Consider the following 25,953-nt stretch of genomic DNA (forward strand, 5'->3'; position numbering starts at 1 on the left):
GGGCAGCGTTCCAGTATCGTGGAATTAGCAGAGTGTTTTTTCTTCGATGAATGTGGTAATCAAATCCATCAATTCCTTCGCTGTTGGTTGAGCTAATGCCTGCTCTGCCAACACCTTCACATCTTCGAAATTCGTATTACGGATAATTTTCTTGATGCGTGGGATCGAAATCGCACTCATGCTGAACTCATCCAGCCCCATGCCCAATAGCAACAGTGTAGCACGTTCATCACCAGCAAGTTCACCGCACATACCGGTCCACTTACCTTCAGCGTGAGATGCATCAATAACCTGTTTGATCAGGCCCAATACCGATGGCGACATTGGATTATAGAGATGAGAAATCAGCTCATTGCCACGATCTACTGCCAGAGTATACTGAGTTAGATCGTTTGTCCCAATACTAAAGAAGTCAACTTCCTTAGCTAAATGGCGAGCGATAACCGCCGCCGCAGGTGTTTCAACCATTACACCGACCTCGATAGTTTCATCGAAGGCCTTGTTTTCTACACGTAATTGGCCTTTCAGCAGTTCAAGTTCTGCTTTCAGTTCACGTACTTCTTCAACCGAAATAATCATCGGGAACATAATACGTAATTTGCCAAATGCTGAGGCTCGCAAGATTGCACGCAGCTGTGCGTGCAGAATTTCTTTGCGATCCATAGCAATACGGATAGCGCGCCAGCCCAGGAATGGGTTCTCTTCTTTCGGCAGGTTCATATACGGCAAATCTTTATCGCCGCCGATGTCCATGGTACGGACGATAACAGCCTGAGAGCCCATCGCTTCAGCAACGGCTTTATATGCCTGGAACTGCTCTTCTTCTGTAGGCAAAGAATCGCGGTCCATAAACAGGAATTCGGTACGATACAGACCAACACCTTCAGCGCCATTACGTTCAGCACCGGCGATATCACGCACAGTACCGATGTTGGCAACCACTTCAACCTGATGGCCATCAAGGGTGATAGCAGGCAGGTCTTTTAATTTGGCCAGATCATTTTTCTCGGTGATGTATTGAGTATTCACCGCTTTCAACTGCTCAATAATATCGGCAGTTGGGTTTAAATAGACTTTGTTGTTTACTGCATCAAGGATCAAATAGTCGCCATTCTGGACTTGTTTGGTCACATCGGAGGTGCCGACGATAGCAGGGAGTTCCAACGAACGAGCCATAATCGAAGTGTGAGAGGTACGGCCACCTAAATCGGTGATAAACCCTAACACTTTATCCAGATTAAGCTGTGCGGTTTCTGATGGCGTCAAATCGGTGGCAACCAGAATAACTTCATCCTGAATGGCACTCAGATCAACAATGGTCAGACCGAGAATGTTCTTCAGCAGGCGTTTACCGATATCACGCACGTCAGCCGCACGTTCTTTCAGGTATTCGTCATCCAGTTCTTCCAGGGCTTTTGCCTGCCCCTCAATCACTGAATAAGCGGCTGCATCAGCAGAGGCATGCTCATCTTTGATGAGGGCTATGATTTCCTGCTCAAGCTCTTCGTCTTCCAACAGCATGATATGCCCTTCGAAGATGGCAGCTTTCTCTTCGCCGAGGCTTGCTTCAGCTTTGGTCTTAATCGCTTCTAACTGCTCAGACGCTTTGGCCCGCCCAGATTTGAAACGTTCGACTTCCTGCTCCACTTGGTCAGCAGAGATCTTTTTCCGGTTGATGACAATCTCATCTTCTTTCAGCAAAAGTGCTTTACCAAAAGCGATACCCGGTGATACTAAAATGCCTGAAATCATAACCCTACCTTACTCTTGACTGGTGTTAACTAAAAAAGCGTGCGTGATTACTCAAGCTCAGCCATCAGTTTTACCAGATGCTCAACAGCTTTCTTCTCATCTTCACCAACAGCCGAGATCGTAACAACAGTACCTTGGGTCAGGCCCAGAGTTTGTAGTTTAAACAGGCTCTTGGCGCTGGCGCTTTTACCGTTAGAGATCACAGTAATTTCAGACGCAAAGCCTTTTGCTTCTTTTACGAACTGGGCAGCCGGGCGGGTATGCAGACCATTTGGTGCAGTAATAGTAACTTCTTGCTGGAACATTGTATTTCCCCAACTTATTGGATTTATGTTGTGGAGCTAAAGTTTAGTGTAGAACCCAAACTTTAGCCTGTATTGGTGCGCGTATAACAAGACCATCTGACTTGCGCATGACTATGCCTCAACCACCGGCAAGTCACAAAGACAGTTTCTGATGCAACCTGAATTCAGGTCTAAAATCGACACTGTCGTATCTAAGAATAATGCTCTCTTTGCGTTATGTCTTCAATCCACGTTCGGTGATGACATTTTTTGTCGCATTGCATAATTGTTAAATCGATTCAGCCAGAGATTCACTCAAGATACGATTAATTTCGCGTATCAAAATAATTGACCGGTTAAATACTAAACCCAGAGGGTAAAATCAATCTTTATGTAGTAAAAACTTTGAAGTGCGCCACAAAAAAAGCACCCATGAGGGTGCTTTTTTAGCATTTAGTGCGACAGCCTGACTACTGTTGCAGCTCTTGCTCAGTGAACAAATCTGCAAACAATGCTGTGCTTAAATAACGCTCACCCGAGGAGGGAAGAATAACCACAATTGTTTTGTCAGTAAAGCCATCTTCTTCGGAAAGTTTGACTGCTGCCGCAACTGCTGCACCGGAAGAAATACCGGCCAAAATACCTTCTTCGTCCATCAAACGGCGAGCCATTGAGATAGCTTCATCATTGGTTACCAACGCTACGCGGTCAACCAAACTCAGATCGAGGTTGCCGGGAATAAAGCCAGCACCGATACCTTGGATTTTATGTGGGCCGGGTTTGATTTCCTGTCCAGCCAACGCTTGCGTGATAACCGGGGAGTCAGTCGGTTCAACCGCCACAGTGATAATCGCTTTGCCTTTGGTATTTTTAATGTAGCGGCTAACACCGGTCAGGGTACCACCGGTACCGACACCTGCGATAAAGACGTCCACTTCACCATCGGTATCTTCCCAAATTTCCGGGCCGGTGGTTTGCTCATGAATTTCCGGATTCGCTGGATTACTGAATTGCTGCAAAATCAGGTAACGGTCAGGGTCAGTTGCTTGAATCTCTTCCGCTTTAGCAATGGCTCCTTTCATCCCTTTGGCCCCTTCGGTCAGGACCAGATTAGCGCCGAGCGCTTTTAGTAGCTTACGGCGCTCAATGCTCATGGTTTCTGGCATGGTAAGGGTTAATTTATAACCGCGAGCGGCGGCAACAAATGCCAAAGCAATGCCGGTATTACCGCTGGTAGGTTCTACCAGCTCTTTGCCTGCGGTCAGAATGCCGCGCTTTTCGGCATCCCAAATCATATTGGAACCGATACGGCATTTAACGCTGAAACTTGGATTGCGTGATTCAACCTTCGCCAAAATGCGCCCGTTACCGATACGGTTCAGACGAACCAGCGGCGTATGGCCGATTGTTAAAGAGTTGTCTTCATATATCTTGCTCATAGCCCGTCCTTTAACTCTATGAAAATGTAGGAAACGTTCAAAGCATACGCTAACAGTATGGCTATGGAAGTAAGTAATTAGTATATCGATATGTTATTAGGAAATAAGTTTTAATCCCAATAGCTTTAAGGGCGTGGCTGGCACGCCCAAAGGAGATTAACGAGGTGGTTGAGTAAACTGGTCGCGGTAACGATCTACCCACATTGCGGTGGCTCCGCAAACGGCAACCGGCAGAATCACCAGATTAAGGAATGGGATCATAGTAAACAAGCTCACCAGTGCACCAAATTGCAAGTTATCGACTTTATTTTGTCGCAATGCACTGCGCATCTGCTGGAAACTCACTTTATGGTTATCAAAGGGATAATCGCAATATTGAATTGATAGCATCCAGGCACTGAATAAGAACCACAATACCGGCGCAACGGTCTGACCAATGCCAGGGATAAAGTAGAGCAGCAGTAGCCCTAATGCCCGGGGCAGGTAGTAAGCCAGTTTTTGCCACTCGCGCGCCATGATGCGCGGCAAATCTTTAACTATTCCCCATATACCGGTGTCTGGCAGTGGTTTACCCGTCAGACTGGCCTCCAGTTGCTCAGCCAGCAAGCCGCTAAAGGGGGCTGCAATAATATTGGCCAGGGTACTGAACAGGTAACTGAATACCAGTAGCACCGAGATAACCATTACTGGCCACAACAAATAACTCAGCCACTGTAACCAGTCGGGAACATGGTTCATCAATTGTGGAACCCAATCACCTATACGGTTGAATAACCACCAGAAAGCGCCCCCCATCAGCAGAATATTTACCAGTAAGGGCAAAATAACAAATCGCCGGATACCCGGACGGGAAATTAATTGCCATCCTTGGGCGAAATAATGGACACCACTCACCTTTTTTACCGCTTTTTGCGTATACGCCATGCCATTCAGTTCTCTGTAAGTCTATTGACCCACGTATCATATCGGTATGATTTCCCACTGCATAGTCACATATTGTGCAAAAAACGAGCGAAACATCTAGCATAATCATCTTTCTTCGAAGAAAATTGAGCACGGACTTGCACTTGTGTTCGTTGGCAAATAGAGTTAAAGGGTGAATGTTTGCCGCGGTGGCAATGTATTGGAACAACAGAGATAGTAATGATGCAGGATTTGCGTCTGATATTAATCGTTGTTGGCGCGATCGCCATAATAGCGTTGTTATTGCATGGTTTATGGACCAGCCGTAAAGAACGCTCTTCACTTTTTCGCGATCGCCCAGTTAAACGTCCGAAACAAGAACGTGTTGAAACCCCGATCGAGAGTCTCGATGAAGGGGTAGGAGAAGTGCGCGTCCGCACTGCTCATCCACAGGAGAAGCCTTCGTTTAGTCATATTGATGACGACGACGAAGACATGCCGGTTATTCAGCATACTGATACCAAACCGGCTCAGGTCAAGACGGAACCTCGTCACAAGCCTTTTGCTTCAGTGCCAACAGACTATGACGACCCTCTTTTGGGTGGGCTATCGGCTGAGCAACCACCGCATGCATCACAGCGTGATCCTTTGCTTGGATCGGTTGAAGAGTCGTATTCGCAACCGCGACACGCAGAGCCACAGCATGTGGCAGAACCTGCACCTCGTGTGGCACCACAACATGTGGAATCACAACCAGAGCCTGTCGCTCCGGCAGCAGAGGTGAAACCACAGAAACTGAAAGAGACCGTTTTGGTGCTGCATGTTGCTGCGCATCATGGTGGCGCTCTTGGCGGCGAGTTGCTGCTACAGAGTGTTCTTCAGTCTGGTTTCCAGTTTGGTGAGATGGGTATTTTCCATCGTCATCTTAGCCCGGCAGGCAGTGGCCCAGTATTATTCAGTTTGGCGAATATGGTAAAACCGGGTTCTTTCGACCCTGATACCATGTCTGATTTTTCAACGCCGGGTGTCTCAATGTTTATGATGGTGCCGTCTTATGGTGATGCCAATCAGAACTTTAAATTAATGCTGCAATCAGCCCAACGCATTGCTGATGATGTCGGTGGTGTAGTGTTGGATGATGATCGCCGCATGATGACCCCGCAGAAGCTGGAAACGTATAAGGCGCGTATCCGTGAAGTGCTGGATGCAAACGCTAGCGCCTGATAACGTTACCTCGCAATGAATCGAATTAACCCGAACCCCCGCATGCCGGGGGTTTTTTATCTTTGATGGTGAGCCATGGAATCGATAATTCAGCAAATTAATCAACTAAGAACCTCATTGCGCCATCACGAACATCTTTATCATGTGTTGGATGCCCCTGAGATCCCTGATGCTGAATATGACCGTTTGATGCAGCAATTACGTTCCCTGGAAGCACAACATCCTGAATTGATTACTCATGATTCACCGACACAGCGGGTTGGTGCTGCGCCGCTTGATGCATTTGAACAGGTTAGACACGAAGTGCCGATGTTATCTCTTGATAACGTTTTCGATGAAGAGAGCTACCTGGCTTTTGACAAACGGGTGCATGACCGGCTGAAAACCGCTGAACCGTTGACCTTCTGCTGTGAGCTGAAGCTCGATGGCCTGGCGGTCAGCCTATTGTATGAGAATGGTGAGTTAGTTAGAGCTGCTACCCGTGGTGACGGTACCACGGGTGAAAATATTACCGCGAATGTGCGTACCATCCGTGCCATTCCACTGCGCCTGCATGGGGAGAATATCCCACAGCGGGTGGAAGTTCGCGGTGAAGTCTTTATGCCACAAGCGGGTTTTGAGCAACTTAACGAAGAGGCGCGTCGCAAAGGCGGTAAAATTTTTGCCAATCCACGCAATGCTGCTGCCGGATCGTTACGTCAGCTCGACCCCCGCATCACCGCCAAACGGCCATTAATGTTCTTCTGTTATGGTGTGGGTTTACTCGATGGCGGTGAGCTTGCGCGCAGTCATATTCAGCGCCTGATGCAATTTAAAGCCTGGGGTCTGCCGGTCAGTAATCGAGTGAAGTTATGCACCGGTAGTGATGAGGTCATTGCCTTCTATCGTCAGGTAGAACAGGACCGTGCCAGTTTGGGGTTTGATATTGATGGCGTGGTTATCAAGGTTGATTCACTCGACTTGCAAGAAAGATTGGGGTTTGTAGCACGCGCTCCCCGTTGGGCTACGGCGTTTAAATTTCAGGCGCAGGAACAGATAACTCAAGTTCGCGACGTGGAGTTTCAGGTGGGGCGCACCGGTGCTATCACCCCGGTCGCACGTCTGGAACCGGTGCAGGTGGCTGGCGTGGTTGTCAGTAATGCGACACTGCATAACGCCGATGAAATTGAGCGTCTTGGTATACGCATTGGTGATACCGTTATTATTCGCCGCGCTGGAGATGTGATCCCGCAAGTGGTTGGTGTGGTGATGGAACAACGCCCGCAGGATGCCAAAGAGATAGTTTTCCCGGAGCACTGCCCGGTATGTGGTTCTGATATCGAGCGGGTAGAAGGTGAGGCGGTTGCCCGCTGCACCGGTGGTCTGTTCTGCGCAGCGCAGCGTAAAGAGGCGTTGAAGCATTTTGTTTCCCGCCGGGCGTTGGATGTGGACGGAATGGGTGACAAGATTATCGAGCAACTGGTAGAGAAACAGTATGTCGAGAACCCGGCTGATTTATTTGAGTTGACCGCTGGCAAACTGACCGGTTTAGATCGGATGGGGCCAAAGTCGGCACAAAATCTGATTGCGGCGTTAGAGAAAGCGAAACAAACAACCTTCGCCCGCTTCCTCTATGCCTTGGGTATTCGTGAAGTCGGCGAGGCGACTGCGGCTAATTTAGCGGCTCACTTCTGTAATCTGGAGAATCTGCGCGCGGCAGATATCGAAGCATTAAAAAGTGTGCCGGATGTAGGGGAAGTGGTGGCCAGGCATGTGCGGAATTTCCTCGGTGAAGAACACAATCAGAAAGTGATCGAGGCGCTAGAGCAAGTGATCAGTTGGCCTGAGCCACAGCAAATTGTTGCTGAAGAGATTGATAGCCCCTTTGCTGGGAAAACAGTGGTGTTGACGGGTTCACTGACCATTCTCTCACGGGACGAAGCGAAAGATCGTCTGGCTGCTTTAGGTGCCAAAGTGAGTGGCAGTGTTTCCAAAAAAACGGATCTGGTTATTGCTGGTGAGGCGGCTGGCTCAAAACTGGCGAAAGCGCAGGAGCTTGGGATTACAGTCATTGATGAAGCGGAAATGATTCGTCTGCTGGGTGAATAGTGGTAACGCCAGAGGGCTGTATGGAAAAAGAGAATTTGATTGAGATTGCCAATACCCGGATGCCGTTTGGTAAATACCAAGGGCGGGTATTAATCGACTTACCTGAAGAGTACCTGCTCTGGTTCGCCCGCAAAGGGGAATTCCCACCAGGCAAGTTAGGTATGTTGATGGAGCTGACGCTGACCATTAAAATCGAGGGATTGGATGGTTTGGTAAAACCCCTCAAGCGTGGTTGATTTTACTTTCTAAAACAGGGCGATAGCCGTTATGTTGCCATCGCCCTATCACTGTTTAACCGAATATCAATGTTATTAAATATAAACGTCAATCTGGTTCTGTGCGGAAGGGCGGTTTACTCCATCACCGGCGGGCGCAGTTGCCGCATTGTTGTCACCTTCTTTGGTTTTATCCGCTTCCTTGGCCTGAATACGGGCAAGCTCAGCTTGCAGCGCTGCAATTTGACTCTGAATCTGTTGCTGCTGCTTTTGTAATTCATCTGCAGTCAAACCGGAATCTTTTAAGGTACTTAATTTTTCGGTCAGTTTTTGGATCTGCTGATTAATGGATTTAATTTGTGCCGCCGCACTGCTGTCAGAAGAGCTACTGCTGCTCACTGACACGGATGCTGCAGAGATAGTATTCGACATCATTATTCCTTAGTAAAACCTGGATGGAGTAATGCTTATCGACGGGAGGATATTAACCTTTAACTTTTGAGGGCTGCTTTACACAATCTTATCACTTGCTTATCACTTGGTTGTTTTTTTAAACGCTACCACACGGTTCTGAAACGTTAAATTACCAAACGTAGTTCAGGCCAATGTTGCAGCCAACCTTTGCTATTTACCCGTTGGTAGTAGGTATCGACCTCACCGTTTTTCGGGTTCAAGGTGATCGTTCGGGTAAACAGTGCGCCCAAACCCAGTGGAGCCACCAGCTCAATATCGCCGCTCGCATTGAGCCTGGCACCGATTGCTGTTTCTACTTCAACCCAGTAGCTAATAGCATCGTCGGTACTGGTATAAGGTTGGCGACCCCTATACAGGTGCATTCTGGCTTGATTTTTTACTGACCAGGGGAAGGAGAGATGCTGAGCCGCACTCTTTTGCTGTAGCTGCGCTTCTCGCTGTAAGTCATGCTGCTCGTGGGCATGTTGCTTATCGAAATAGACTAAATCGATATCATTGAGCGCGGTCGCTAACGGGTACCCGTGCAATTGATCCCACACCAGATTACGCACAAATCCTGCCGCCAGACACCACTGCTTTAACCCGAGCTCTCGGGCAATCGACAAAGCCTGCATACGATGAGGGTCAGCCTGTAGCCATTGAATGATTTGTTGCTGCTGATTCATGCCTATTTCCACCGTAATCAATACCTTTGATTAGTTCGCAGGATAACAGAGATAAATGACAAAGAGTGAGGGAGGCTTGCGCGAGAAAGCAAAAAACCGGCCATAAGCCGGTTTTTTAAAGAGTGGTGGAGCTAGACGGGATCGAACCGTCGACCTCTTGCATGCCATGCAAGCGCTCTCCCAGCTGAGCTATAGCCCCACAAATGTGGTTGTTCGTACTGACTTATCTATGATGCCACCCTTTTCTGGCCTGATGATGCAATCAAACAAGAAAATTTGGTGGAGCTAGACGGGATCGAACCGTCGACCTCTTGCATGCCATGCAAGCGCTCTCCCAGCTGAGCTATAGCCCCAATGTGCACATAATAAATCGTGTGAACGGGGCGCATGATATGAAACCACTGAAACAGTGTCAACGGCTAATTCGATTTCTCGCGTTAAGCGCTGAAAAAGCCGCCAAATCAGCGGGTAAATAGCATTAAATATTAAATGTCGCTCACACTATCTAACGAATAATAATAAAAAGGCGGCCTGAATAGCCGCCTGATTGAACGCACAATAACCGTATTATTGTTGTGCTTCGCGCTCGCTGATAAAGGCTAATGCTTTATCAATACGTGCCAGTGAGCGTGCCTGACCGATAGCATGGACAGTGACATCCATTCCTGGCGATTGACCCGCACCAGTGACTGCGACACGCAGCGGCATCCCCACTTTACCCATACCTACACCTAACTCATCAGCCGTGCCCTGAATCGCGTTGTGAACGTTTTCAGTGGTCCAGGCGTTGATGGCGGCGAGTTTGGCTTTAACTGCTTCAAGTGGCTGGCGGGCCACTGGGCGCAAATGTTTTTTAGCCGCATCAGCATCGAACTCGTCAAACTCTTCGTAAAAGTAACGGCAGGACTCGGCCATCTCTTTCAGCGTTTTGCAGCGCTCACCTAGCAGTTTTACGATTTCAACTAACTCAGGGCCATTACGGGTATCAAGCCCCAGTTGTTCAACATGCCATGACAGGTGAACAGCAACATGCTCTGGTGGCAGGCTATTGATATAGTGATGATTCAACCACTGTAATTTTTCAGTATTGAATGCACTGGCTGACTTACTGACTGCATCGAGGGTAAACAGCTCGGTCATCTCGGCCACAGAGAAAATCTCCTGATCACCATGAGACCAACCCAAACGCACCAAATAGTTCAGTAGTGCCTCTGGCAGATAGCCGTCATCGCGGTATTGCATAACACCAACAGCCCCGTGGCGTTTCGACAGTTTTTTACCGTCATCACCCAGAATCATTGATACATGAGCATACTCAGGCACTGGCGCGCCTAATGCTTTCAGAATATTAATCTGGCGCGGTGTATTGTTGATATGGTCTTCACCACGGATAACATGGGTGATTTCCATATCCCAGTCATCGATGACGACACAGAAGTTATAGGTTGGTGAACCATCGGTACGGCGGATGATTAAGTCATCCAGTTCCTGATTGCTGAATTCAATAGGGCCACGGATTTTGTCGTCGAAAATGACTGAACCTTCCTGCGGGTTGCGAAAACGTACCACTGATGGCTCATCAGCGCCATGAGTGCACTGGCTATCGCGGCAACGACCATCGTAGCGAGGTTTCTCGCCATTGGCCATTTGGGTTTCACGCAACTCTTCCAGGCGCTCTTTAGAACAATAGCAGCGATAAGCGGTGCCCTTTTCCAACATTTGGTCAATCACCGCATTGTAGCGATCGAACCGTTTGGTTTGAAAATACGGGCCTTCATCCCAATCCAGATTCAACCAGTTCATACCGTCCATAATAGCGTCGATGGCTTCCTGAGTTGAGCGCTCAAGATCGGTATCTTCAATGCGCAGAACAAATTCACCACCTAAATGACGGGTGAACAGCCAGGAATACAATGCGGTGCGTGCGCCACCTACATGGAGATAGCCGGTAGGACTGGGTGCAAAACGGGTTTTGATCTTCATTGGAATCGATGCCTTATTACGCTACGCCGGTCAGCAAAAGCTGACAGTTGCTCGAAATTTGAAAAAGTAGGCGACATTCTACCACCCTGTAGTAATTCCTCAACGATGTTACCGGTATGCAATTGATGATATCCCTGTCATCTTTCAAATTGCAGGTGTGTTGGCCGCACTCACTCACCCGAATCACATCCTTGGGTAAGCTCATCGGGTTCATTTGTTTGCCGCCGTCCTGCACCTTGAAATATTTTGGGGATCATTTAATAAAGGTTCATAGCGGCGATAAATATCGCATCCTGTTTAAATTTGCGGCGAACGATTGTTTTCGTTTTAAAAACCGTTGACTCACTTCGAACTATCCCTATAATGCGACTCCAACAACACGGCGGGGCGATTAGCTCAGTTGGTAGAGCATCTCCTTTACACGGAGGGGGTCATCAGTTCGAATCTGGTATCGCCCACCAAACTCGACGTGTTATGCAATAAATGAGATAGATGAGGGCGATTAGCTCAGTTGGTAGAGCATCTCCTTTACACGGAGGGGGTCATCAGTTCGAATCTGGTATCGCCCACCACTCATCACTCATTGTTAAAAGTATTAAGATTCAAGGTAGTAGAAGTGGGCGATTAGCTCAGTTGGTAGAGCATCTCCTTTACACGGAGGGGGTCATCAGTTCGAATCTGGTATCGCCCACCACTTCTTTTACTTCGTATTACCATATAATGGGTCGTTAGCTCAGTTGGCAGAATAGTTACTTTTAATCAATTGGTTAAAGGTTCGAGCCGAGCGAAGCGAGACAGCAACGCGTAAGCGTTGACCCGAAGGGCGAATCCGCAGGATGAGTAATCCCGCATGACTCGTGTTAAAAATGTCGAATAAATCTATATAATGGGTCGTTAGCTCAGTTGGTAGAGCAGTTGACTTTTAATCAATTGGTCGCAGGTTCGAATCCCGCACGACCCACCATTATATCAAGTACCGTATTAACTTCCCCAGATTTAAAAACTCAAAAACTACACGAAATCGTGTGGGTGAGACCCTGCGTTCAGGTTCGAGCCGAGCGAAGCGAGACAGCAACGCGGGAGCGTTGACCCGAAGGGCGAGGTCAGAGACCGAGTAATCCCGCACGACCCACCATTATATTTACTACCTGACTTAGAACGTCATCTATTGCTTATTAACGGGCATATCACATCAGTCGCGGCATTAAACTTACCCACTAAAGTTGTCCAGCCTTTGATTACTCAAAGAGTCATCATCCGTGTAAATAGTCCGGGTATGAATCGCAGGTATAAAAAAAGGCGCCGTAGCGCCTCTTTAGAGATTTTTTTCTGATACTTAGAGTACCAGGCCCGCAATAGAGGCGGACAGCACACTGACCAGCGTAGAGCCGTATAACAGCTTCAAGCCAAAGCGTGAAACCACATTCCCTTGGTGCTCATTCAAACCTTTAATCGCACCGGCTACGATACCAATAGAGGAGAAGTTAGCGAATGAAACCAGGAACACTGACAGAATACCCACGCTGCGTGGCGACAGTTCTGATGCCACTTTCTGCAAGTCCATCATTGCCACGAATTCGTTAGATACCAGTTTGGTTGCCATGATGCCACCAACTTGTAAGGCTTCATGAGTCGGTACGCCCATCACCCAGGCAAACGGGAAGAAGACATAGCCCAAGATACCCTGGAAGCTGATACCGAACAGCAAGCTAAATAAGGCATTCATCGCAGAAATTAACGCGATAAAACCAATCAGCATGGCTGCAACGATGATAGCAACTTTGAAACCGGCCAGAATGTACTCACCCAGCATTTCAAAGAAGCTTTGGCCTTCGTGCAAGTTGCTTAGTTGCAACTCTTCCTCGTCCTCTGCTTTATACGGGTTGATCAATGACAACACGATAAAGGTACTGAACATGTTAAGTACCAGCGCCGCAACCACAAACTTCGCGTCCAGCATTGACATATATGCACCCACGATTGACATAGAAACTGTCGACATCGCAGTTGCTGCCATGGTGTACATGCGTTTTTCAGACATTTTGCCCAAAATGTCTTTATAGGCGATGAAGTTTTCAGATTGACCCAGAATCAGTGAGCTGACGGCGTTGAATGATTCCAGCTTACCCATGCCGTTAACTTTAGACAGCAAAGTACCAATGATACGAATAACGACGGGGAGAACTTTGATATATTGCAGAATACCAATCAGAGCAGAAATAAAGACGATAGGGCACAGCACTCTCAGGAAGAAGAACGCCAAACCTTTATCACCCATATTGCCAAAGACAAAGTCGGTACCGTTGGCGGCAAATCCAAGCAACTTGTCGAATAAACCGGCGAATCCTTTCACAAAACCCAATCCAGCTTCCGAATGGAGGAAGAAGTACGCCAACAACACTTCAATTACCAGCAATTGAATAACAAACCGAATGCGGATGCTTTTACGATCCTTACAGATCGCCAGAGCTAATATGGCCACCACGACTAAGGCCAACGCAAACTGCAGAATATGGGACATGTGTGCTCCAAATTTGAGGCAGGCTAGATTTCGGTGGACATTTTATGTAACGGCTACATTAAAAACGAGATGTAGGCAGCAAATATAGAAATTCACTTGCACTAATGCAAACGAATTAGTGGAGTGGATCACAAAAAATAGGATGTTAATAATTTGCTACGGAAGTAGTTTAAATATGCTAGGTTGAACAATTGTAGTCATTCGTTACGAAAAGGGCGATGGAACATTTAACCCAACTTTTCAGAAAGCTACCACGGGTGATTGCTACACGGCTGATTATACGGTGTTAGCTATCAGAGAGATAAGTTCTACCACGCCAAGTGCGCTTGATAATTATTATCATTTAGATATTATTATTGATAAGAAAGTAGACGTAAGTTTTCAAGGGTAATACTGAATGCTGAATAGCCGTACTGTCGATACATCCCGCCGTACATCAAGGAGGATAAAACTCTCCCTGATGGGGCCTGCTTTTATCGCGGCCATCGGTTATATCGACCCCGGTAACTTCGCAACCAATATTCAGGCGGGGGCCTCTTTCGGTTATACCTTATTGTGGGTGGTGGTTTGGGCCAACATCATGGCTATGTTGATCCAATTACTGTCCGCTAAACTCGGTATTGCCACTGGTAAAAATCTGGCTGAGCATATCCGTGATCGTTTTCCACGGCCTGCGGTATGGGCCTACTGGGTACAAGCCGAAATCATCGCCATGGCCACGGATCTGGCCGAGTTTATTGGGGCGGCAATCGGGTTTAAATTACTGCTAGGTGTGACCCTGCTTGAAGGTGCTGTCCTGACCGGCATTGCCACTTTCCTGATTCTTATGCTGCAAAAGCGTGGGCAAAAACCTCTCGAACTGGTTATCGGTGGGTTGCTGTTATTTGTAGCGGCGGCTTATATTGTAGAACTTATTTTCTCCCGACCAGAACTGGCGGCGTTGGGTCGCGGTATGTTGGTTCCTGACTTGCCTAACCGTGACGCGGTGTTTCTAGCGGCCGGGGTATTAGGTGCCACGATTATGCCGCATGTTATTTATCTGCATTCATCCTTGACGCAAACGGCGGGAGAAAACTCCAAGGCATCCCGTTATGCTGCGACTAAATTGGATGTGGCGATTGCCATGACAATTGCCGGTTTTGTGAATCTGGCTATGATGGCAACGGCGGCGGCGGCTTTCCATTTCAATGGTTATGGCAGTATTGCTGAAATCGAGCAAGCGTACCTCACACTACAACCCCTGTTAGGTAATGCCGCAGCCACTATTTTTGGTTTGAGTCTGGTTGCCGCTGGGTTGTCATCGACAGTGGTGGGGACCTTGGCAGGGCAGGTCGTCATGCAAGGCTTTGTCCGGTTTTATATCCCTATCTGGGTGCGACGCTCGGTCACGATGTTGCCTTCCTTTATTGTCATTCTGGCGGGTATGGATGCAACACGGATCTTGGTGATGAGCCAGGTACTGCTGAGTTTTGGTATTGCGTTGGCGTTAGTTCCATTGCTGGTCTTTACTGGCAATAAAGAATTGATGGGAGAGATGGTTAACTCAAAATTGATTCAGATTTTGGGGAAGATGATTGTGTTAGTGGTGGTTGGATTAAATGCTTATCTGTTGATTAGCTTGCTCTAACTTCTTCATACTGGCGGGATCGATAGCCAATCATCCGCCAGAAGCTTTTTTAATTAGTCATCATCATGATGGCGGTCATGCCCTTTCCCTCGATGATGTTTCTTGCCGTGGTTGTCATAATGTTTATCGTGTTTCTGATAGCGCCCTTCACGGTAATAATAGTTCTTTTGCCACCAGTCTCTGTTTTGCCAGCGGTGCCCATCCCAGTAATGTCCATGGCGATTTCGTTCGCCTAAATCCTGCCCCTGATGATCCTGCCACCATCGTTGATCGCGCCAGTCATAACCATCCCAATAATTGCCACGGCGATCTTGCTCACCGATCTGCAATGAAACACTGGGGAGTAGCTCAATACTTTCGGCATTTGCCATAGGAACGAGAGGAAACCAGGCTAATATCGTTACTAATAACAGTGGTCTTAACGCAATAGGTCTAAATATCGTTGGTTTCAAAACATCCACTTTTGACATGATTTATCCTTGCGCAGCTTTATTGGCTATGGCCTATCTTAAACTGCGGTTCGGCAACTGTGATTCAGATAAAACTGTAAAATAAAAAATTGAGATTTATCTGTAATAATGATGGATTAGGGGCACCGGAGTGCCCCTGTTGGGGACTTTGGAGAGAGCGTTTACACCAGAATATCTTCAATACGTTTGATTTCTTCGGTGCTGAAATCAGTGTTGGCTAGCATACCAACCGCGTCGTCAATCTGGCTGATTTTGCTGGCACCAATCAGTGCTGAAGTCACCCGCCCGCCACGTAATACCCAGGCTAAAGACATCTGTGACAACTTCTGACCGCGTTCGTGGGCCAATGCGTTCAACTGGCGCACCTTGGCCAGTTTTTCTGCGGTAAGCTGCTCGGGATTAAGGAATTTACTGCCACTGGCAGCCCTTGAGTCCTGCGGAATACCCGCCAAATAGCGATCCGTCAATACGCCGCCTGCCAGCGGAGAAAAGGCAATAGATCCTACGCCATACTCATCCAAAGTATCTTGCAGCCCGGTTTCAATCCAGCGTTCGAACATAGAGTATTTAGGCTGATGAATCAGGCAAGGCGTACCGAGATTTGCCAGAATTTCACAGGCCTGACGGGCTTGCGCCGCTGGATAGTTGGACAACCCGATATACAACGCTTTACCTTGGCGCACCAGCAGGTCCAATGCGGCCATGGTTTCTTCCAATGGTGTATTAGGATCCGGGCGATGGTGGTAGAAAATATCTACATAATCTAGCCCCATACGTTGTAGGCTTTGGTTGATACTGGCTACCAGATATTTCTTCGAACCCCAGTCACCATAAGGGCCGGGCCACATGGTGTATCCCGCTTTGGAAGAGATAATCAGTTCATCACGATAGGGGCGCAGGTCTTGTTGCAGGATGCGGCCAAAGTTCAGCTCGGCTGAACCGGGCGGCGGGCCATAGTTATTGGCTAAATCAAAATGGGTGATACCACTATCGAAAGCGCGATGCACTAAATTGCGGCTATTTTCGTACAGCGTGCTGTCACCAAAGTTATGCCACAGGCCAAGAGAAATTGCCGGAAGCATTAATCCACTACGACCACAACGATGATACTTCATCTCTTGATAACGGGAGGAAGCTGCCTGATAGACCATGATGACCCTTATTAACGAGAGTAAACGACAGTTTAGTGTATGCGTTTTCACCGACGACGTAAGCTAACGGGATCACAAGATAAGGCGGAGAAAGGGATGTCAGAAAATAATTACAGTGGTAGCTAATTAGGCATCTGGTTTATCGATACCATTACGACCGGTTAATTGGTCTAACAACCAATAGCCCGCTGGCCCCGGTGGGCTTTTTTTCGACCAAACCGCATCAATAGAGATCATTTTAGGCCAACCAATGGTGGGCAACGCGACCAGTTTTTGACGGCTGTATTGCTCCACCAGCCAGCGTGGCAAAATCGCCCAGCCGAAGCCTTGCTCCGCCATTTCTAACAACATTAAGTAGCTGGGGGCAGACCACATTAGCCCTTGCGACTGGTTGCGCTCAGTACGATTGTAAGTATTGAGGCAAAGTTGCCGGGCGGTAGCCAGTTGTTCGGGGTGAACCTGAGGGAGCTTTGCCAGCGCATGACCCTGCTGCACGAATATCGCCATTTCAGTCTGTGCGGCTAATCGGCTGGCCGCAATATCCGGTGGATAGTACGACTGAACTTCTACTACACCGATATGCGCTCGCCGTAGTTGCAGCAGGTCAATGACGTCGCCCTCTTCGGCAATCAGGCACTCAAATTCGATATCAGGGTAACGCTGCTCAAAGCGACGTAGTAAGTCCTCATGATGTGTTGGTTGATAAGTATCAGAAAGGACAAAAGTCAGTCGGGTTTCAACCTGACCTGCCAGACGTATTGATAGATTATCCAGCCGTTCGCTGGCCGCCAGAATTTCCTGCACATGGGATAGCACCCGGCGACCATGGTCAGTTAATACCGGTTGGCGCGCCTGGCGGTCAAATAAGGTCAAACCCAGATCGGCTTCCAGATTGGCGATGGCGGTGCTGATAGTTGATTGGCTTTTGCGTAGCTTACGGGCTGCCGCGGAGAAGGACCCAAGGGCTGCGGCTTCAACAAATGCAATTAAGGCTTCGGGAGAATAATGCATAAACTATCTATTTTATCGATGGGTTCTATTTTTAATCTATCTTAAAAAACGATGATAATCACCTCTAACAATCTGTCATCAGTTAATTTAAGTAGGTGTTTTATGCAAGTTCATCACCGATCTCTCTTGGAGCGGATTATTCATGCCGTTGGGTTTGAAGTGATTGCCGTTGCCATTTGTGCGCCCGTCGGCGCATGGTTACTGGATCGCTCCATACTGCAAATGGGAACATTGGCCTTGATCCTCTCCTCAGTGGCAATGCTGTGGAATATTGTTTACAACAGTCTGTTCGACCACTTCTGGCCAGTCAGTCGGGTAGCAAAGACTCTGCTCGTGCGGGTACTCCATGCGCTGGGCTTCGAGGGTGGTTTTATCCTGATAGGCTTACCTATCGCGGCTTTCACGTTGGGTGTTTCGCTATTACAGGCATTTATGTTGGAGATCGGTTTCTTCTTGTTCTTCCTGCCTTACACCGTATGTTACAACTGGGCCTATGACAGCCTGCGGATGCGGGTTATCCGCTCGCGCCAGCTTGCGACATTGCAGCCGGTTTCTGAGGAAGGGCGCAATTCACGCTAAATATTTACGTCATTTTTCACCTTCAGCAGCGGTATTTTGCTGTTGCTGAAACGTTTTTATGTGATCTTTATCGCAAAGCGAAAGGGTTTAGCGCATTGATATTGTTGTTTCTCCAGCCTGATTTTACAGTGGACATAGTTGAAGTTAAGCATCCCTGTAACGGAGAAGTTTCTGATGACAAGCTATGCCCTGGTGGGTGACGTTGGCGGCACTAATGCCCGTTTGGCGCTTTGCGCTGTGGCGACGGGCGAAATATCACAAGCAAAAACATATTCAGGGTTGGAATTCGACAGTCTGGAAGATGTCATTAAGCAATATCTGTCAGAGCATACAGTCACCGTAAAGGATGCCTGTATCGCTATTGCTTGCCCGATTACCGGGGATTGGGTGGCGATGACCAATCATACTTGGGCATTTTCTATTGCAGCTATGCAGCAAAGCCTGGGGTTGGATCATCTGGAGGTGATCAACGATTTTACGGCAGTATCGATGGCGATTCCGGTGTTGTCCGAACAGGATGTGTTGCAATTTGGTGGCACAACGCCTCAAGCGGGTAAACCAGTGGCGGTTTATGGTGCAGGTACTGGGCTGGGTGTGGCCCATTTAGTTAATGTGGGCCGCCGTTGGATTAGCTTACCGGGAGAGGGCGGTCATGTGGACTTCGCCCCGAACAGCGAAGAAGAAGACTCTATTTTGGCGGTATTGCGTCAGGAACTGGGCCATGTCTCTGCCGAGCGAGTACTTTCCGGGCCGGGGTTGGTTAATTTATACCGAGCTATCGTGATTTCTGATGCACGCCTACCGGAACATCTGGCACCGAAAGATATTACTGAACGCGCTCTGGCGGATAGCTGTACTGACTGCCGCCGCGCCTTATCACTGTTTTGTGTGATTATGGGCCGTTTTGGCGGCAATCTGGCATTGAATCTCAGCACTTTTGGCGGCGTTTATATTGCTGGCGGTATCGTGCCACGCTTTATGGATTTCTTTACAGCTTCGGGCTTTCGCAGTGCTTTTGAAGATAAAGGCCGTTTCAAAGATTTCCTGCAAGATATTCCTGTTTATATGATTACCAATCAGCAACCGGGTTTGCTGGGGGCGGGCGCTTACTTGCGTCAGACATTAGGACATGAATTATAAGGTTTTTATTCGCTATCGCTGAAATATGAAAGCAGAGCCAAGGCTCTGCTTTTTTACATCATTGCTTTAAACCAGCCCCCATACTTTACAAACTCTGGCTGAGTTGTATTAGTTATGGTGGGCCGTGTCACCCTCTATTAGGCATGGCTACGGGCAGTTACGCCCGCTGTTGCTGTTGGTGTACTTTCAGTCTCGGTTGCTGCACCTTTTGGCGGTTTGATTATCAACGTCAGCAGCAAGGAAAGTACTGACAGCACCGCGATAACCATAAAGGTCGCCTGATATCCACCCAGTTGTGCGGCAATAAACGAACCTGCCAGAGCACCCAAACCAAACCCTTGATAGATGACACCGTAGTTTTTACTGTGATTTTTCAGACCGAAGAAGTCGCCGACAATCGCCGGGAACACCGTAATATTGCCGCCGAAGCAGAAGGCTATCGCCCCGACACACAAGAAGAACAGCGCATGAGTCAGTGGAACAAAACTCAACACGGATACCGCTAATGTGGTGACCAGCAAGGTGAAGCTGATTACGCGCAGACGGCCCACTTTGTCTGATAGTGCGCCAAGGATAATGCGCCCGGCGGTATTAAAGATGGCAATGGCTGAAACGGTGTTGGCTGCCGTCACCAAGTCCATTCCTGCCAGTTGTACGCCTAAATCTTTCACGATACCAATCAGATATAAGCCACTCATACATGCGGTGAAGAAGATGATAAATAAGAAGTAAGACTCTTTAACCGCCAGCATCTCTTTGACACTAAAATCACGCCCGGCACGGGCGGTTTGCAGGCTGTTATTGACCTGTGGGGCCACTGCTTTCTCTTGTAGCAGGAAAGAGCCAGCCCCTACTAATACCATCACGATGAGGCCCCAGTAGAAGAATGCCAGCGACACTCCTTGGTTGGCAATCAGACTGGCATTTACATATTTGAACAATAAGCTGCCGGTACCAAATGCCCCCACTGAAATACCGGAAATCAGCCCTTTACGTTCCGGGAACCATTTGATCAGATTCGACAGGGTGGTGATGTAGGCGGTGCCATCGGCGAAACCGACCACGATACCAGCCAATAGATAAATCATTCCTAATGATGTGGCAAAAGAGCTGGCAATCAGGCCCAAACCAAGAATGATACCGGAAAGTAACGTCAGTTTACGGATACCTATGCGCTCTTGCAGGCGGCCAGCAAACAGAGTGGCAATAGCGAGAGAAAAACTGGTAATGGAAAATGTGGTTGCAACTGCCCCTAACGACCAACTGAACTTCTCTCCCAGTGGCTGATTAAATAAGCTCCAGGTATAGATAGTTCCCAACCCCATTTGAACAATGATGGTACCCGCAACAATTAGCCAACGATTTACCGGTTTACTGCTCATGCCGGACTCCTTAAACATCAATGCAATGTGGCCCGAATATGGCTATTGCGAACATAACAATGATTTGCAATAGCGTCGGAAGCCAAAGATTACGCGCTGATGGGGCACCGGAAATCTTGTCTTGAGGTGTTATCAGCCCGCCGAATGAAACCAGTATACGGGCGGGCTAATCACTATAGATCGAAAGGGGAATGAGCTGCATTCCACGCGGAATGAAATGCATTTAAAGACGCATCAGTTGCCTGAATTCTTTTATCTTGCTGCGGCTGACAGGGACTTCAAAGTCCAAATCACTGAGCCGCAGAATATAGGTATTATTAAACCACGGCACAATTTCACGGATTTTGGCTAAATTGACACAATAGGAGCGATGGCAGCGGAAGAAGTACTCCTCCGGTAGGCGGCTGAAAAATTCAGTAATATTCATCGGCATAATGAATTCTTCGCGCCGAGTATAGACCAACGTGACCTTTTCCTGTGCTGCGGCATAATAGATATCATTGATATCAGTGACGATAATGCGCTCATCTTTCATCAAATTGATGGTATGCGCCGCAGAACGGTGGTTGGTACTGCTGGTCTGTTCTCTATTTTGGTGCTCACGCTTATGCAGCGCTTCGAGTTTTTGCAGCATAGTGACAATACGAGACTCATGATAAGGCTTTAAAATATAGTCAAATGCTTCAATTTCAAAGGCTTCAACGGCATGCTCTTTATAGGCTGTGATAAAGATAATATAAGGCTTATGGGCAAATTTACTGATGTTTTGTGCCAATAACACGCCATCCAATGATGGAATATTGATATCGAGAAAAATAGCATCGACCTGATGGTTTTGCAGGTATTTAAGCACATCCAGCCCATCGTCAAAGGTTGCCTCAATGGTGATGTTGCTGTGCTGGCGAATCAGGTAACTCAACTCTTCTTGAGCCAGAAACTCATCTTCAACAATGATTGCTTTCACGGATTAGACTCCGGCTGGAATATGGGGGTCAGCATGGATTTTGCCGCCATTTTTGCTGATATAAAAAGAGATCTCGGTGCCCGGTTCCATGCGGCGTATCTGTAAACCTTCCCCATACAGTAACTTCACCCGATGATGCACATTGAGTAAACCAATTTTATTGCCCGGCATTTCATTATTCGCCACGCGCTCAATTGTCTCTGGGTTAATACCATTACCGGTGTCTTTTACGGAAATTTTTATTTGGTCGCCACTGTCTTTAACCGCAATGACCACCACACCTTTACCACGACACGGCTGAATGCCATGCACAATGGCATTTTCAACCAAGGGTTGAATTAACAAGCTGGGTATTTTCAGCGCAATATCGTCGTCAATATCATAAATCACAGTTAACTTGCTGCCGAAGCGGGCCTGCTCGATGGCGATATAATCCTGAATTTGATGTAGTTCTTTGCGAATATCAATCTGTTCGTCATTCAGCTCAAGGTTATAACGCAGATAACGGGATAAATTGATGATCAATTGGCGCGCGGTATCTGGATTAATACGAATTGAGGACGAGATAGCATTCAAGGCATTAAATAAGAAGTGCGGGTTAATTTTACTTTGTAGTGCGCGCATTTCCGCTTTATTTGCCATTTCACGCAGTTGTTCTATACGGGAGACTTCAATCTGGGTTGAGATAATTTGTGACAAGCCGACCGCCATCACTTTCAGTGAATAGGTAATTTTATGTGCATGGCAATAGTAGATCTTCAGTGAGCCAGTGACTTCACCTTTTTCCCATAACGGAATAATGATGAGGGAGTGAATTTGTGGCGTGCGATGGACTTCATCATTATTGCGGATAGTAATCTTCCCACACTGAATGCTCTCTTTGGTAATATCACTGATGATCTCATGACCGATATTATAGGCTTCAACGCCCACCCCCACATAAGCCAAAATATGTTGGGTGTCGGTAATGGCGACAGCATCTGCCTTAATATCGGTGCGAATAATCTCACACACACTGCGCAGTGATTCGCCGTTGATATTGCGAAAATAGGGCAGGGTTTTATTGGCGATATCCAGTGCCAGTTTTGCTTGCCGCGCGGCAATAACCTCTTTTTCATCTTCGACACTCTGTACCAGCAGGACAATTAACCCGATACAAACCGCCCCTAAGATCATAGGAATGGCGATTTTAGACACAATATCAATACCTAATGCGGTCGGCCTGGCCCAAATAATCACCAATAGCATGGTGAGTGACTCACAAATCATGCCTGCCAGAATACCGATACTCCATTGCCGCTCTTTCTTTATTTTCAGATTTATATAGCCGGACATCAGGCCGGCTATAATGCTGGTAATCAGACAGGGGATTGATGTAATTCCATCAATATCAATTAAATATCGGTGAGAGCCGGCGATAAGTCCGGTAATGATACCTACCCACGGGCCAAATAAAATACCGCCAGACATGACAGCAATAACCCGAACATTCACTAATGAACCTTCGACGTTAATACCGGAATAAGTACCAAAAATAGCGAACAACGAGAAGATAGCGGTTACCGCTGCCAGTTCCAGTGGTGTGTGCTTCTCTTTTTGCAATAACTGACGAAACAGGTGGGTGCGGGTCAGAAAGAATAAACAAATCAACATTAATGCGGCACGATCAAACACCGCCAGTAGCATTTCAAATATCTGGTGCACACTATTTTCTCTTGGCGATAGCCTTGAATCTTAGTTTGGGACCATCAGATTCGGCGGCGAATAAGCGGCTAACTATAAGGAAAATGACCGGCAACTGCCACTTTATCCGCGTTATCCGGTAAATCGATGCGGCGGATTGCAGGGGAGTCTGCTGGCGGGTCGCGCCAGCAGAGATAACGTTGAGGAGATTATTTATATCGTTCTTATTGGCAGAGAAACACGGGATTGATAGGAATGTTATTCAGCCATACCCAACTGTTGTTTGCCGAGGGTGGTTAGGTTATCGGCGGTGGCTCTGCCACTGAAATCCACCTCGAAATCATCGGCGGCAAAGTCTGGTGGTGAGCGGCCATCAATAAAACTGGCTAACTGGCGTGGCAGGTATGCGGCGTTCTTGTCGCACCATGGCGCCGCCGCGATATACATGACGTTGCTGTCAAACTCACCATTATGCTCATTTTCCACTGAGTGAATCACGTCGCAATGCCAGAATACCGTATCACCTGCTTCCAAATCTGGAATAGGGGAAATGGCTTCCATTAAAAGAGGATGCCACTGCTCAGAGGCGGATAAAGCGCGCCCTGGTGCTGCACCGCACAGATCATCGTCAGCAACATCATCTTGTAATGCGCGCAGCAGGATATAGGCCATGGCATTAGCGATCGGGATAACATTCAGCGTCCCCGCATGGGTTCGCTGTGGTGTCAGGGCCGTCCAGCCTTGGAAGGTACGGAACATCGAGCACACTGCCGGTGAGGGGAATTCGCGCACTTGTGGGCGGCCTTCAGCGGCGAATGGGTCATACTTCTGCCAGTCACCCGAGAACACGTGGCGGTACACATGACGGAAGTTCTCATCCAACCAGCGCTCTATGGAGCCACCATCAACGTGGGGTGATAGGCCCAGTGACGATGATTTTGGCGGGCGGCGACGGGTCCGGTCGACATAAGTCACCACCCGGTTAGCATCAAAATGCTGCTTGCCGTTACTCTCGGTTCGCCACAGATTATTTAAGAATACCTGCACCGCATTCATGCGCTGATCCTGGCGAGCCTCAACCTGCGGTGTTGACCAGTAAATTCCGTAAATTTGCGGTTTGCTGGCAGCCAGCGTACCGAAATAGTTATCTTCCGCAGCATTTTTCAGGCGTTCGACGAAATTATTACGTTCGAGATAGTTACCGATTTCACGGTTCCACGCTGCTGCTTTTTCCGTTGGGAAGACACCGAGAATGGCACAGCATCCTCGTTGTTTTATTTGTGCTTTTTGTTCTTCAGTAACGTTACCATTGATAATATCATCGGCATGAATTTGGGGAACAGGATTCTCACCCTGCGCCAAACTACGGCGGATTTCGGTGACTTGCTGGCGAATATTCTCTTCCACGGCTTGGAAGACCTGCTGATAATCAGGCAGCGCCTGACGTAATTGCTGCTTCACCGCTTTGATTGCTGCGGGAATATCGTTTATTTGTAATGAAGCCATAATACTGATTCTCCGATAGCTGTAGGGGAGGGCCGTGGTAATGGCGCGCGCGATGCTGACCATTTGTTTGTTTTTTGTTATCTTGAAGTGAACATTATTTAAGTAAAATGGAGAAGAATAAAGGGATGAGGTTATGGAAAAATTTCCTCTTTAATATTCTGCGTTCTGTTTATGGCTAACATCTTCAATTCGAGGGAAAAATGTCACCAGTGATCCCGATGTTCAGTAGCTCGCCGATTTCTCTGAGAACACCACAGTTGGTGCTCGAGAGCCTCAAAGAGCAGGATTGGCCGCTGTTTTTACGCTTATACCAAGATCCTGTGGTTCAGCGTTATATGGCAGATCCGATGGATATGGCCGAGATTCGTGAGCGTTTTGAATCACGTTTAACCCCTTGGGAAAAGACCTCCAACCATTGGCTATGTCTGGTGGTTCGTGAACGCGCCAGCGGACAGAGCATGGGGCTTACCGGCTTTTTGGCTGAATGGTTGCCATTACAGCAAGCTGAAGTGGGTTATGCCATGTTACCGTCCTGCCAGGGCAAAGGTTTTGCCAAAGAATCCTTGTTGGCTGTATTGGCGTTTGGTTTCCAGCAATGTCAGTTTCATAAAATGAAAGCCACGGTTACTGTGGGCAACCATGCTTCACGCGGGTTACTGGAACGCTGTGGTTTTCAGTTGGAAGGGACGTTGCGTGATAATTATCAACTTGGCGGGCAATGGTGTGATGACTGGGTATTAGGGATGCTGGCGAGTGAGTTTGATTCTCAGTAACTTCTCCGATGAGTTAGATATTTGTTACCAGCCACTCGACAGCCCTTTAGCGCTGGGATATGTTCATAAACAGACCATCTGATGGTCAGCGTCGCTCGGACGGTCCGGGCGCTAACGTA

At 47.8% G+C, this 25,953-nt stretch carries 23 protein-coding genes, 6 tRNA genes and 2 other RNA genes; 14 read left to right on the plus strand and 17 right to left on the minus strand.

The genetic code is table 11. The annotated features are described in order from the left end of the window. Positions 1–24 precede the first annotated feature (24 nt). From A6J66_023275 to A6J66_023290, 4 genes are all read right to left on the minus strand, one after another. Positions 25–1,752 carry a phosphoenolpyruvate-protein phosphotransferase PtsI gene (locus A6J66_023275; protein ID PNM26814.1) on the minus strand — a complete coding sequence of 576 codons (1,728 nt, stop codon included), beginning with the start codon at positions 1,750–1,752 and terminating at the stop codon, positions 25–27. A 47-nt stretch (positions 1,753–1,799) separates the two neighbouring features. Then, on the minus strand, positions 1,800–2,057 hold the full coding sequence (locus A6J66_023280) for a phosphocarrier protein Hpr (GenBank protein ID PNM26815.1): 258 nt from the start codon (positions 2,055–2,057) through the stop codon (positions 1,800–1,802). Between the two features lie 449 nt (positions 2,058–2,506). Continuing rightward, positions 2,507–3,475 (minus strand): cysteine synthase A, encoded by a 969-nt coding sequence (cysK, locus tag A6J66_023285; protein PNM26816.1) that lies wholly within the window; start codon positions 3,473–3,475, stop codon positions 2,507–2,509. 156 nt (positions 3,476–3,631) lie between these two features. Beyond that, the gene (locus tag A6J66_023290; protein ID PNM26817.1) at positions 3,632–4,399 is read right to left on the minus strand and encodes a sulfate transporter CysZ; all 768 of its coding nucleotides are present in this window, start codon (positions 4,397–4,399) and stop codon (positions 3,632–3,634) included. 219 nt (positions 4,400–4,618) lie between these two features. Between A6J66_023290 and A6J66_023295 the strand changes: the two genes are divergently transcribed. The 3 genes from A6J66_023295 to A6J66_023305 all read left to right on the plus strand — a co-directional run bounded on the left by A6J66_023295 (position 4,619) and on the right by A6J66_023305 (position 7,926). Continuing rightward, the gene (locus A6J66_023295) at positions 4,619–5,602 is read left to right on the plus strand and encodes a cell division protein ZipA (protein ID PNM26818.1); all 984 of its coding nucleotides are present in this window, start codon (positions 4,619–4,621) and stop codon (positions 5,600–5,602) included. Between the two features lie 75 nt (positions 5,603–5,677). Further along, entirely contained in the window at positions 5,678–7,690 is a 2,013-nt protein-coding gene (ligA, locus tag A6J66_023300; protein ID PNM26819.1) for an NAD-dependent DNA ligase LigA, read from the plus strand. 20 nt (positions 7,691–7,710) lie between these two features. After that, on the plus strand, positions 7,711–7,926 hold the full coding sequence (locus tag A6J66_023305) for a cytoplasmic protein (GenBank protein ID PNM26820.1): 216 nt from the start codon (positions 7,711–7,713) through the stop codon (positions 7,924–7,926). 75 nt (positions 7,927–8,001) lie between these two features. On the opposite strand, the gene A6J66_023310 is transcribed toward A6J66_023305, so the two are convergent. The 4 genes from A6J66_023310 to A6J66_023325 all read right to left on the minus strand — a co-directional run bounded on the left by A6J66_023310 (position 8,002) and on the right by A6J66_023325 (position 9,397). Next, a complete protein-coding gene (locus A6J66_023310) occupies positions 8,002–8,337 on the minus strand; it encodes a hypothetical protein (protein PNM26821.1) in 336 nt (111 codons plus the stop codon). Positions 8,338–8,483: 146 nt separating this feature from the next. Beyond that, positions 8,484–9,044, minus strand: a complete 561-nt coding sequence (locus A6J66_023315) for a nitrate reductase (GenBank protein PNM26822.1) — start codon at positions 9,042–9,044, stop codon at positions 8,484–8,486. 123 nt (positions 9,045–9,167) lie between these two features. Continuing rightward, a tRNA-Ala gene (locus tag A6J66_023320) sits at positions 9,168–9,243 on the minus strand. A gap of 78 nt (positions 9,244–9,321) precedes the next feature. Beyond that, positions 9,322–9,397: transfer RNA gene (locus tag A6J66_023325), tRNA-Ala, on the minus strand. Positions 9,398–9,436: 39 nt separating this feature from the next. Between A6J66_023325 and A6J66_023330 the strand changes: the two genes are divergently transcribed. Further along, positions 9,437–9,520: a Fur family transcriptional regulator gene (locus A6J66_023330; protein ID PNM27142.1), complete on the plus strand. Its 84-nt coding sequence runs from the start codon at positions 9,437–9,439 to the stop codon at positions 9,518–9,520. A 91-nt stretch (positions 9,521–9,611) separates the two neighbouring features. Here A6J66_023330 and A6J66_023335 read toward each other — a convergent pair whose 3' ends face one another. Then, positions 9,612–11,027: a glutamate--tRNA ligase gene (locus A6J66_023335; protein ID PNM26823.1), complete on the minus strand. Its 1,416-nt coding sequence runs from the start codon at positions 11,025–11,027 to the stop codon at positions 9,612–9,614. 385 nt (positions 11,028–11,412) lie between these two features. Here A6J66_023335 and A6J66_023340 point away from each other — a divergent pair. From A6J66_023340 to A6J66_023365, 6 genes are all read left to right on the plus strand, one after another. Then, a tRNA-Val gene (locus A6J66_023340) sits at positions 11,413–11,488 on the plus strand. A 35-nt stretch (positions 11,489–11,523) separates the two neighbouring features. Beyond that, a tRNA-Val gene (locus A6J66_023345) sits at positions 11,524–11,599 on the plus strand. Between the two features lie 46 nt (positions 11,600–11,645). Further along, positions 11,646–11,721 (plus strand) — tRNA-Val (locus tag A6J66_023350). A 59-nt stretch (positions 11,722–11,780) separates the two neighbouring features. Next, positions 11,781–11,872, plus strand: a non-coding RNA gene (locus A6J66_023355) — RtT sRNA. 43 nt (positions 11,873–11,915) lie between these two features. Continuing rightward, positions 11,916–11,991 (plus strand) — tRNA-Lys (locus A6J66_023360). Positions 11,992–12,036: 45 nt separating this feature from the next. Further along, positions 12,037–12,162, plus strand: a non-coding RNA gene (locus tag A6J66_023365) — RtT sRNA. A 201-nt stretch (positions 12,163–12,363) separates the two neighbouring features. Here A6J66_023365 and A6J66_023370 read toward each other — a convergent pair. After that, positions 12,364–13,548, minus strand: coding sequence for a NupC/NupG family nucleoside CNT transporter (locus A6J66_023370; protein PNM26824.1), 1,185 nt, complete (start codon positions 13,546–13,548; stop codon positions 12,364–12,366). A gap of 397 nt (positions 13,549–13,945) precedes the next feature. On the opposite strand from A6J66_023370, the gene A6J66_023375 reads away from it, so the two are divergent. Next, positions 13,946–15,175: a divalent metal cation transporter gene (locus A6J66_023375; protein PNM26825.1), complete on the plus strand. Its 1,230-nt coding sequence runs from the start codon at positions 13,946–13,948 to the stop codon at positions 15,173–15,175. Positions 15,176–15,228: 53 nt separating this feature from the next. On the opposite strand, the gene A6J66_023380 is transcribed toward A6J66_023375, so the two are convergent. The 3 genes from A6J66_023380 to A6J66_023390 all read right to left on the minus strand — a co-directional run bounded on the left by A6J66_023380 (position 15,229) and on the right by A6J66_023390 (position 17,807). Beyond that, entirely contained in the window at positions 15,229–15,645 is a 417-nt protein-coding gene (locus tag A6J66_023380; protein PNM26826.1) for a DUF2502 domain-containing protein, read from the minus strand. A 161-nt stretch (positions 15,646–15,806) separates the two neighbouring features. Then, positions 15,807–16,796 (minus strand): L-glyceraldehyde 3-phosphate reductase, encoded by a 990-nt coding sequence (locus A6J66_023385; GenBank protein ID PNM26827.1) that lies wholly within the window; start codon positions 16,794–16,796, stop codon positions 15,807–15,809. A gap of 126 nt (positions 16,797–16,922) precedes the next feature. Further along, on the minus strand, positions 16,923–17,807 hold the full coding sequence (locus A6J66_023390; GenBank protein PNM26828.1) for a LysR family transcriptional regulator: 885 nt from the start codon (positions 17,805–17,807) through the stop codon (positions 16,923–16,925). A 102-nt stretch (positions 17,808–17,909) separates the two neighbouring features. On the opposite strand from A6J66_023390, the gene A6J66_023395 reads away from it, so the two are divergent. Next, positions 17,910–18,386: a Na(+)-translocating NADH-quinone reductase subunit E gene (locus tag A6J66_023395; GenBank protein ID PNM26829.1), complete on the plus strand. Its 477-nt coding sequence runs from the start codon at positions 17,910–17,912 to the stop codon at positions 18,384–18,386. Positions 18,387–18,560: 174 nt separating this feature from the next. After that, positions 18,561–19,526 (plus strand): glucokinase, encoded by a 966-nt coding sequence (locus A6J66_023400; GenBank protein ID PNM26830.1) that lies wholly within the window; start codon positions 18,561–18,563, stop codon positions 19,524–19,526. Positions 19,527–19,663: 137 nt separating this feature from the next. Here A6J66_023400 and A6J66_023405 read toward each other — a convergent pair whose 3' ends face one another. The 4 genes from A6J66_023405 to A6J66_023420 form a co-directional block, all read right to left on the minus strand. After that, positions 19,664–20,908: an MFS transporter gene (locus A6J66_023405; GenBank protein PNM26831.1), complete on the minus strand. Its 1,245-nt coding sequence runs from the start codon at positions 20,906–20,908 to the stop codon at positions 19,664–19,666. Positions 20,909–21,131: 223 nt separating this feature from the next. Further along, positions 21,132–21,872: a DNA-binding response regulator gene (locus A6J66_023410; protein PNM26832.1), complete on the minus strand. Its 741-nt coding sequence runs from the start codon at positions 21,870–21,872 to the stop codon at positions 21,132–21,134. Between the two features lie 3 nt (positions 21,873–21,875). Continuing rightward, positions 21,876–23,576 carry a sensor histidine kinase gene (locus A6J66_023415; protein PNM26833.1) on the minus strand — a complete coding sequence of 567 codons (1,701 nt, stop codon included), beginning with the start codon at positions 23,574–23,576 and terminating at the stop codon, positions 21,876–21,878. Between the two features lie 237 nt (positions 23,577–23,813). Further along, positions 23,814–25,061 carry a DUF1479 domain-containing protein gene (locus A6J66_023420; GenBank protein ID PNM26834.1) on the minus strand — a complete coding sequence of 416 codons (1,248 nt, stop codon included), beginning with the start codon at positions 25,059–25,061 and terminating at the stop codon, positions 23,814–23,816. Between the two features lie 200 nt (positions 25,062–25,261). Here A6J66_023420 and A6J66_023425 point away from each other — a divergent pair, with 200 nt between their 5' ends. After that, positions 25,262–25,834 (plus strand): N-acetyltransferase, encoded by a 573-nt coding sequence (locus A6J66_023425; protein ID PNM26835.1) that lies wholly within the window; start codon positions 25,262–25,264, stop codon positions 25,832–25,834. The last annotated feature ends 119 nt before the right edge of the window (positions 25,835–25,953 follow it).

The sequence above is a fragment of the Yersinia enterocolitica genome (assembly GCA_002082245.2).
GTDB classification, from domain to species: Bacteria; Pseudomonadota; Gammaproteobacteria; order Enterobacterales; family Enterobacteriaceae; genus Yersinia; species Yersinia enterocolitica_E.

What these genes read in the sequence shown, in the direction of transcription:
- A6J66_023275 (PNM26814.1), bottom strand. Translation starts at nt 1,752, where the DNA reads ATGATTTCAGGCATTTTAGTATCACCGGGTATCGCTTTTGGTAAAGCA.
- A6J66_023280 (PNM26815.1), bottom strand. Translation starts at nt 2,057, where the DNA reads ATGTTCCAGCAAGAAGTTACTATTACTGCACCAAATGGTCTGCATACC.
- cysK (PNM26816.1), bottom strand. Translation starts at nt 3,475, where the DNA reads ATGAGCAAGATATATGAAGACAACTCTTTAACAATCGGCCATACGCCG.
- A6J66_023290 (PNM26817.1), bottom strand. Translation starts at nt 4,399, where the DNA reads ATGGCGTATACGCAAAAAGCGGTAAAAAAGGTGAGTGGTGTCCATTAT.
- A6J66_023295 (PNM26818.1), top strand. Translation starts at nt 4,619, where the DNA reads ATGATGCAGGATTTGCGTCTGATATTAATCGTTGTTGGCGCGATCGCC.
- ligA (PNM26819.1), top strand. Translation starts at nt 5,678, where the DNA reads ATGGAATCGATAATTCAGCAAATTAATCAACTAAGAACCTCATTGCGC.
- A6J66_023305 (PNM26820.1), top strand. Translation starts at nt 7,711, where the DNA reads ATGGAAAAAGAGAATTTGATTGAGATTGCCAATACCCGGATGCCGTTT.
- A6J66_023310 (PNM26821.1), bottom strand. Translation starts at nt 8,337, where the DNA reads ATGTCGAATACTATCTCTGCAGCATCCGTGTCAGTGAGCAGCAGTAGC.
- A6J66_023315 (PNM26822.1), bottom strand. Translation starts at nt 9,044, where the DNA reads ATGAATCAGCAGCAACAAATCATTCAATGGCTACAGGCTGACCCTCAT.
- A6J66_023330 (PNM27142.1), top strand. Translation starts at nt 9,437, where the DNA reads ATGAAACCACTGAAACAGTGTCAACGGCTAATTCGATTTCTCGCGTTA.
- A6J66_023335 (PNM26823.1), bottom strand. Translation starts at nt 11,027, where the DNA reads ATGAAGATCAAAACCCGTTTTGCACCCAGTCCTACCGGCTATCTCCAT.
- A6J66_023370 (PNM26824.1), bottom strand. Translation starts at nt 13,548, where the DNA reads ATGTCCCATATTCTGCAGTTTGCGTTGGCCTTAGTCGTGGTGGCCATA.
- A6J66_023375 (PNM26825.1), top strand. Translation starts at nt 13,946, where the DNA reads ATGCTGAATAGCCGTACTGTCGATACATCCCGCCGTACATCAAGGAGG.
- A6J66_023380 (PNM26826.1), bottom strand. Translation starts at nt 15,645, where the DNA reads ATGTCAAAAGTGGATGTTTTGAAACCAACGATATTTAGACCTATTGCG.
- A6J66_023385 (PNM26827.1), bottom strand. Translation starts at nt 16,796, where the DNA reads ATGGTCTATCAGGCAGCTTCCTCCCGTTATCAAGAGATGAAGTATCAT.
- A6J66_023390 (PNM26828.1), bottom strand. Translation starts at nt 17,807, where the DNA reads ATGCATTATTCTCCCGAAGCCTTAATTGCATTTGTTGAAGCCGCAGCC.
- A6J66_023395 (PNM26829.1), top strand. Translation starts at nt 17,910, where the DNA reads ATGCAAGTTCATCACCGATCTCTCTTGGAGCGGATTATTCATGCCGTT.
- A6J66_023400 (PNM26830.1), top strand. Translation starts at nt 18,561, where the DNA reads ATGACAAGCTATGCCCTGGTGGGTGACGTTGGCGGCACTAATGCCCGT.
- A6J66_023405 (PNM26831.1), bottom strand. Translation starts at nt 20,908, where the DNA reads ATGAGCAGTAAACCGGTAAATCGTTGGCTAATTGTTGCGGGTACCATC.
- A6J66_023420 (PNM26834.1), bottom strand. Translation starts at nt 25,061, where the DNA reads ATGGCTTCATTACAAATAAACGATATTCCCGCAGCAATCAAAGCGGTG.
- A6J66_023425 (PNM26835.1), top strand. Translation starts at nt 25,262, where the DNA reads ATGTCACCAGTGATCCCGATGTTCAGTAGCTCGCCGATTTCTCTGAGA.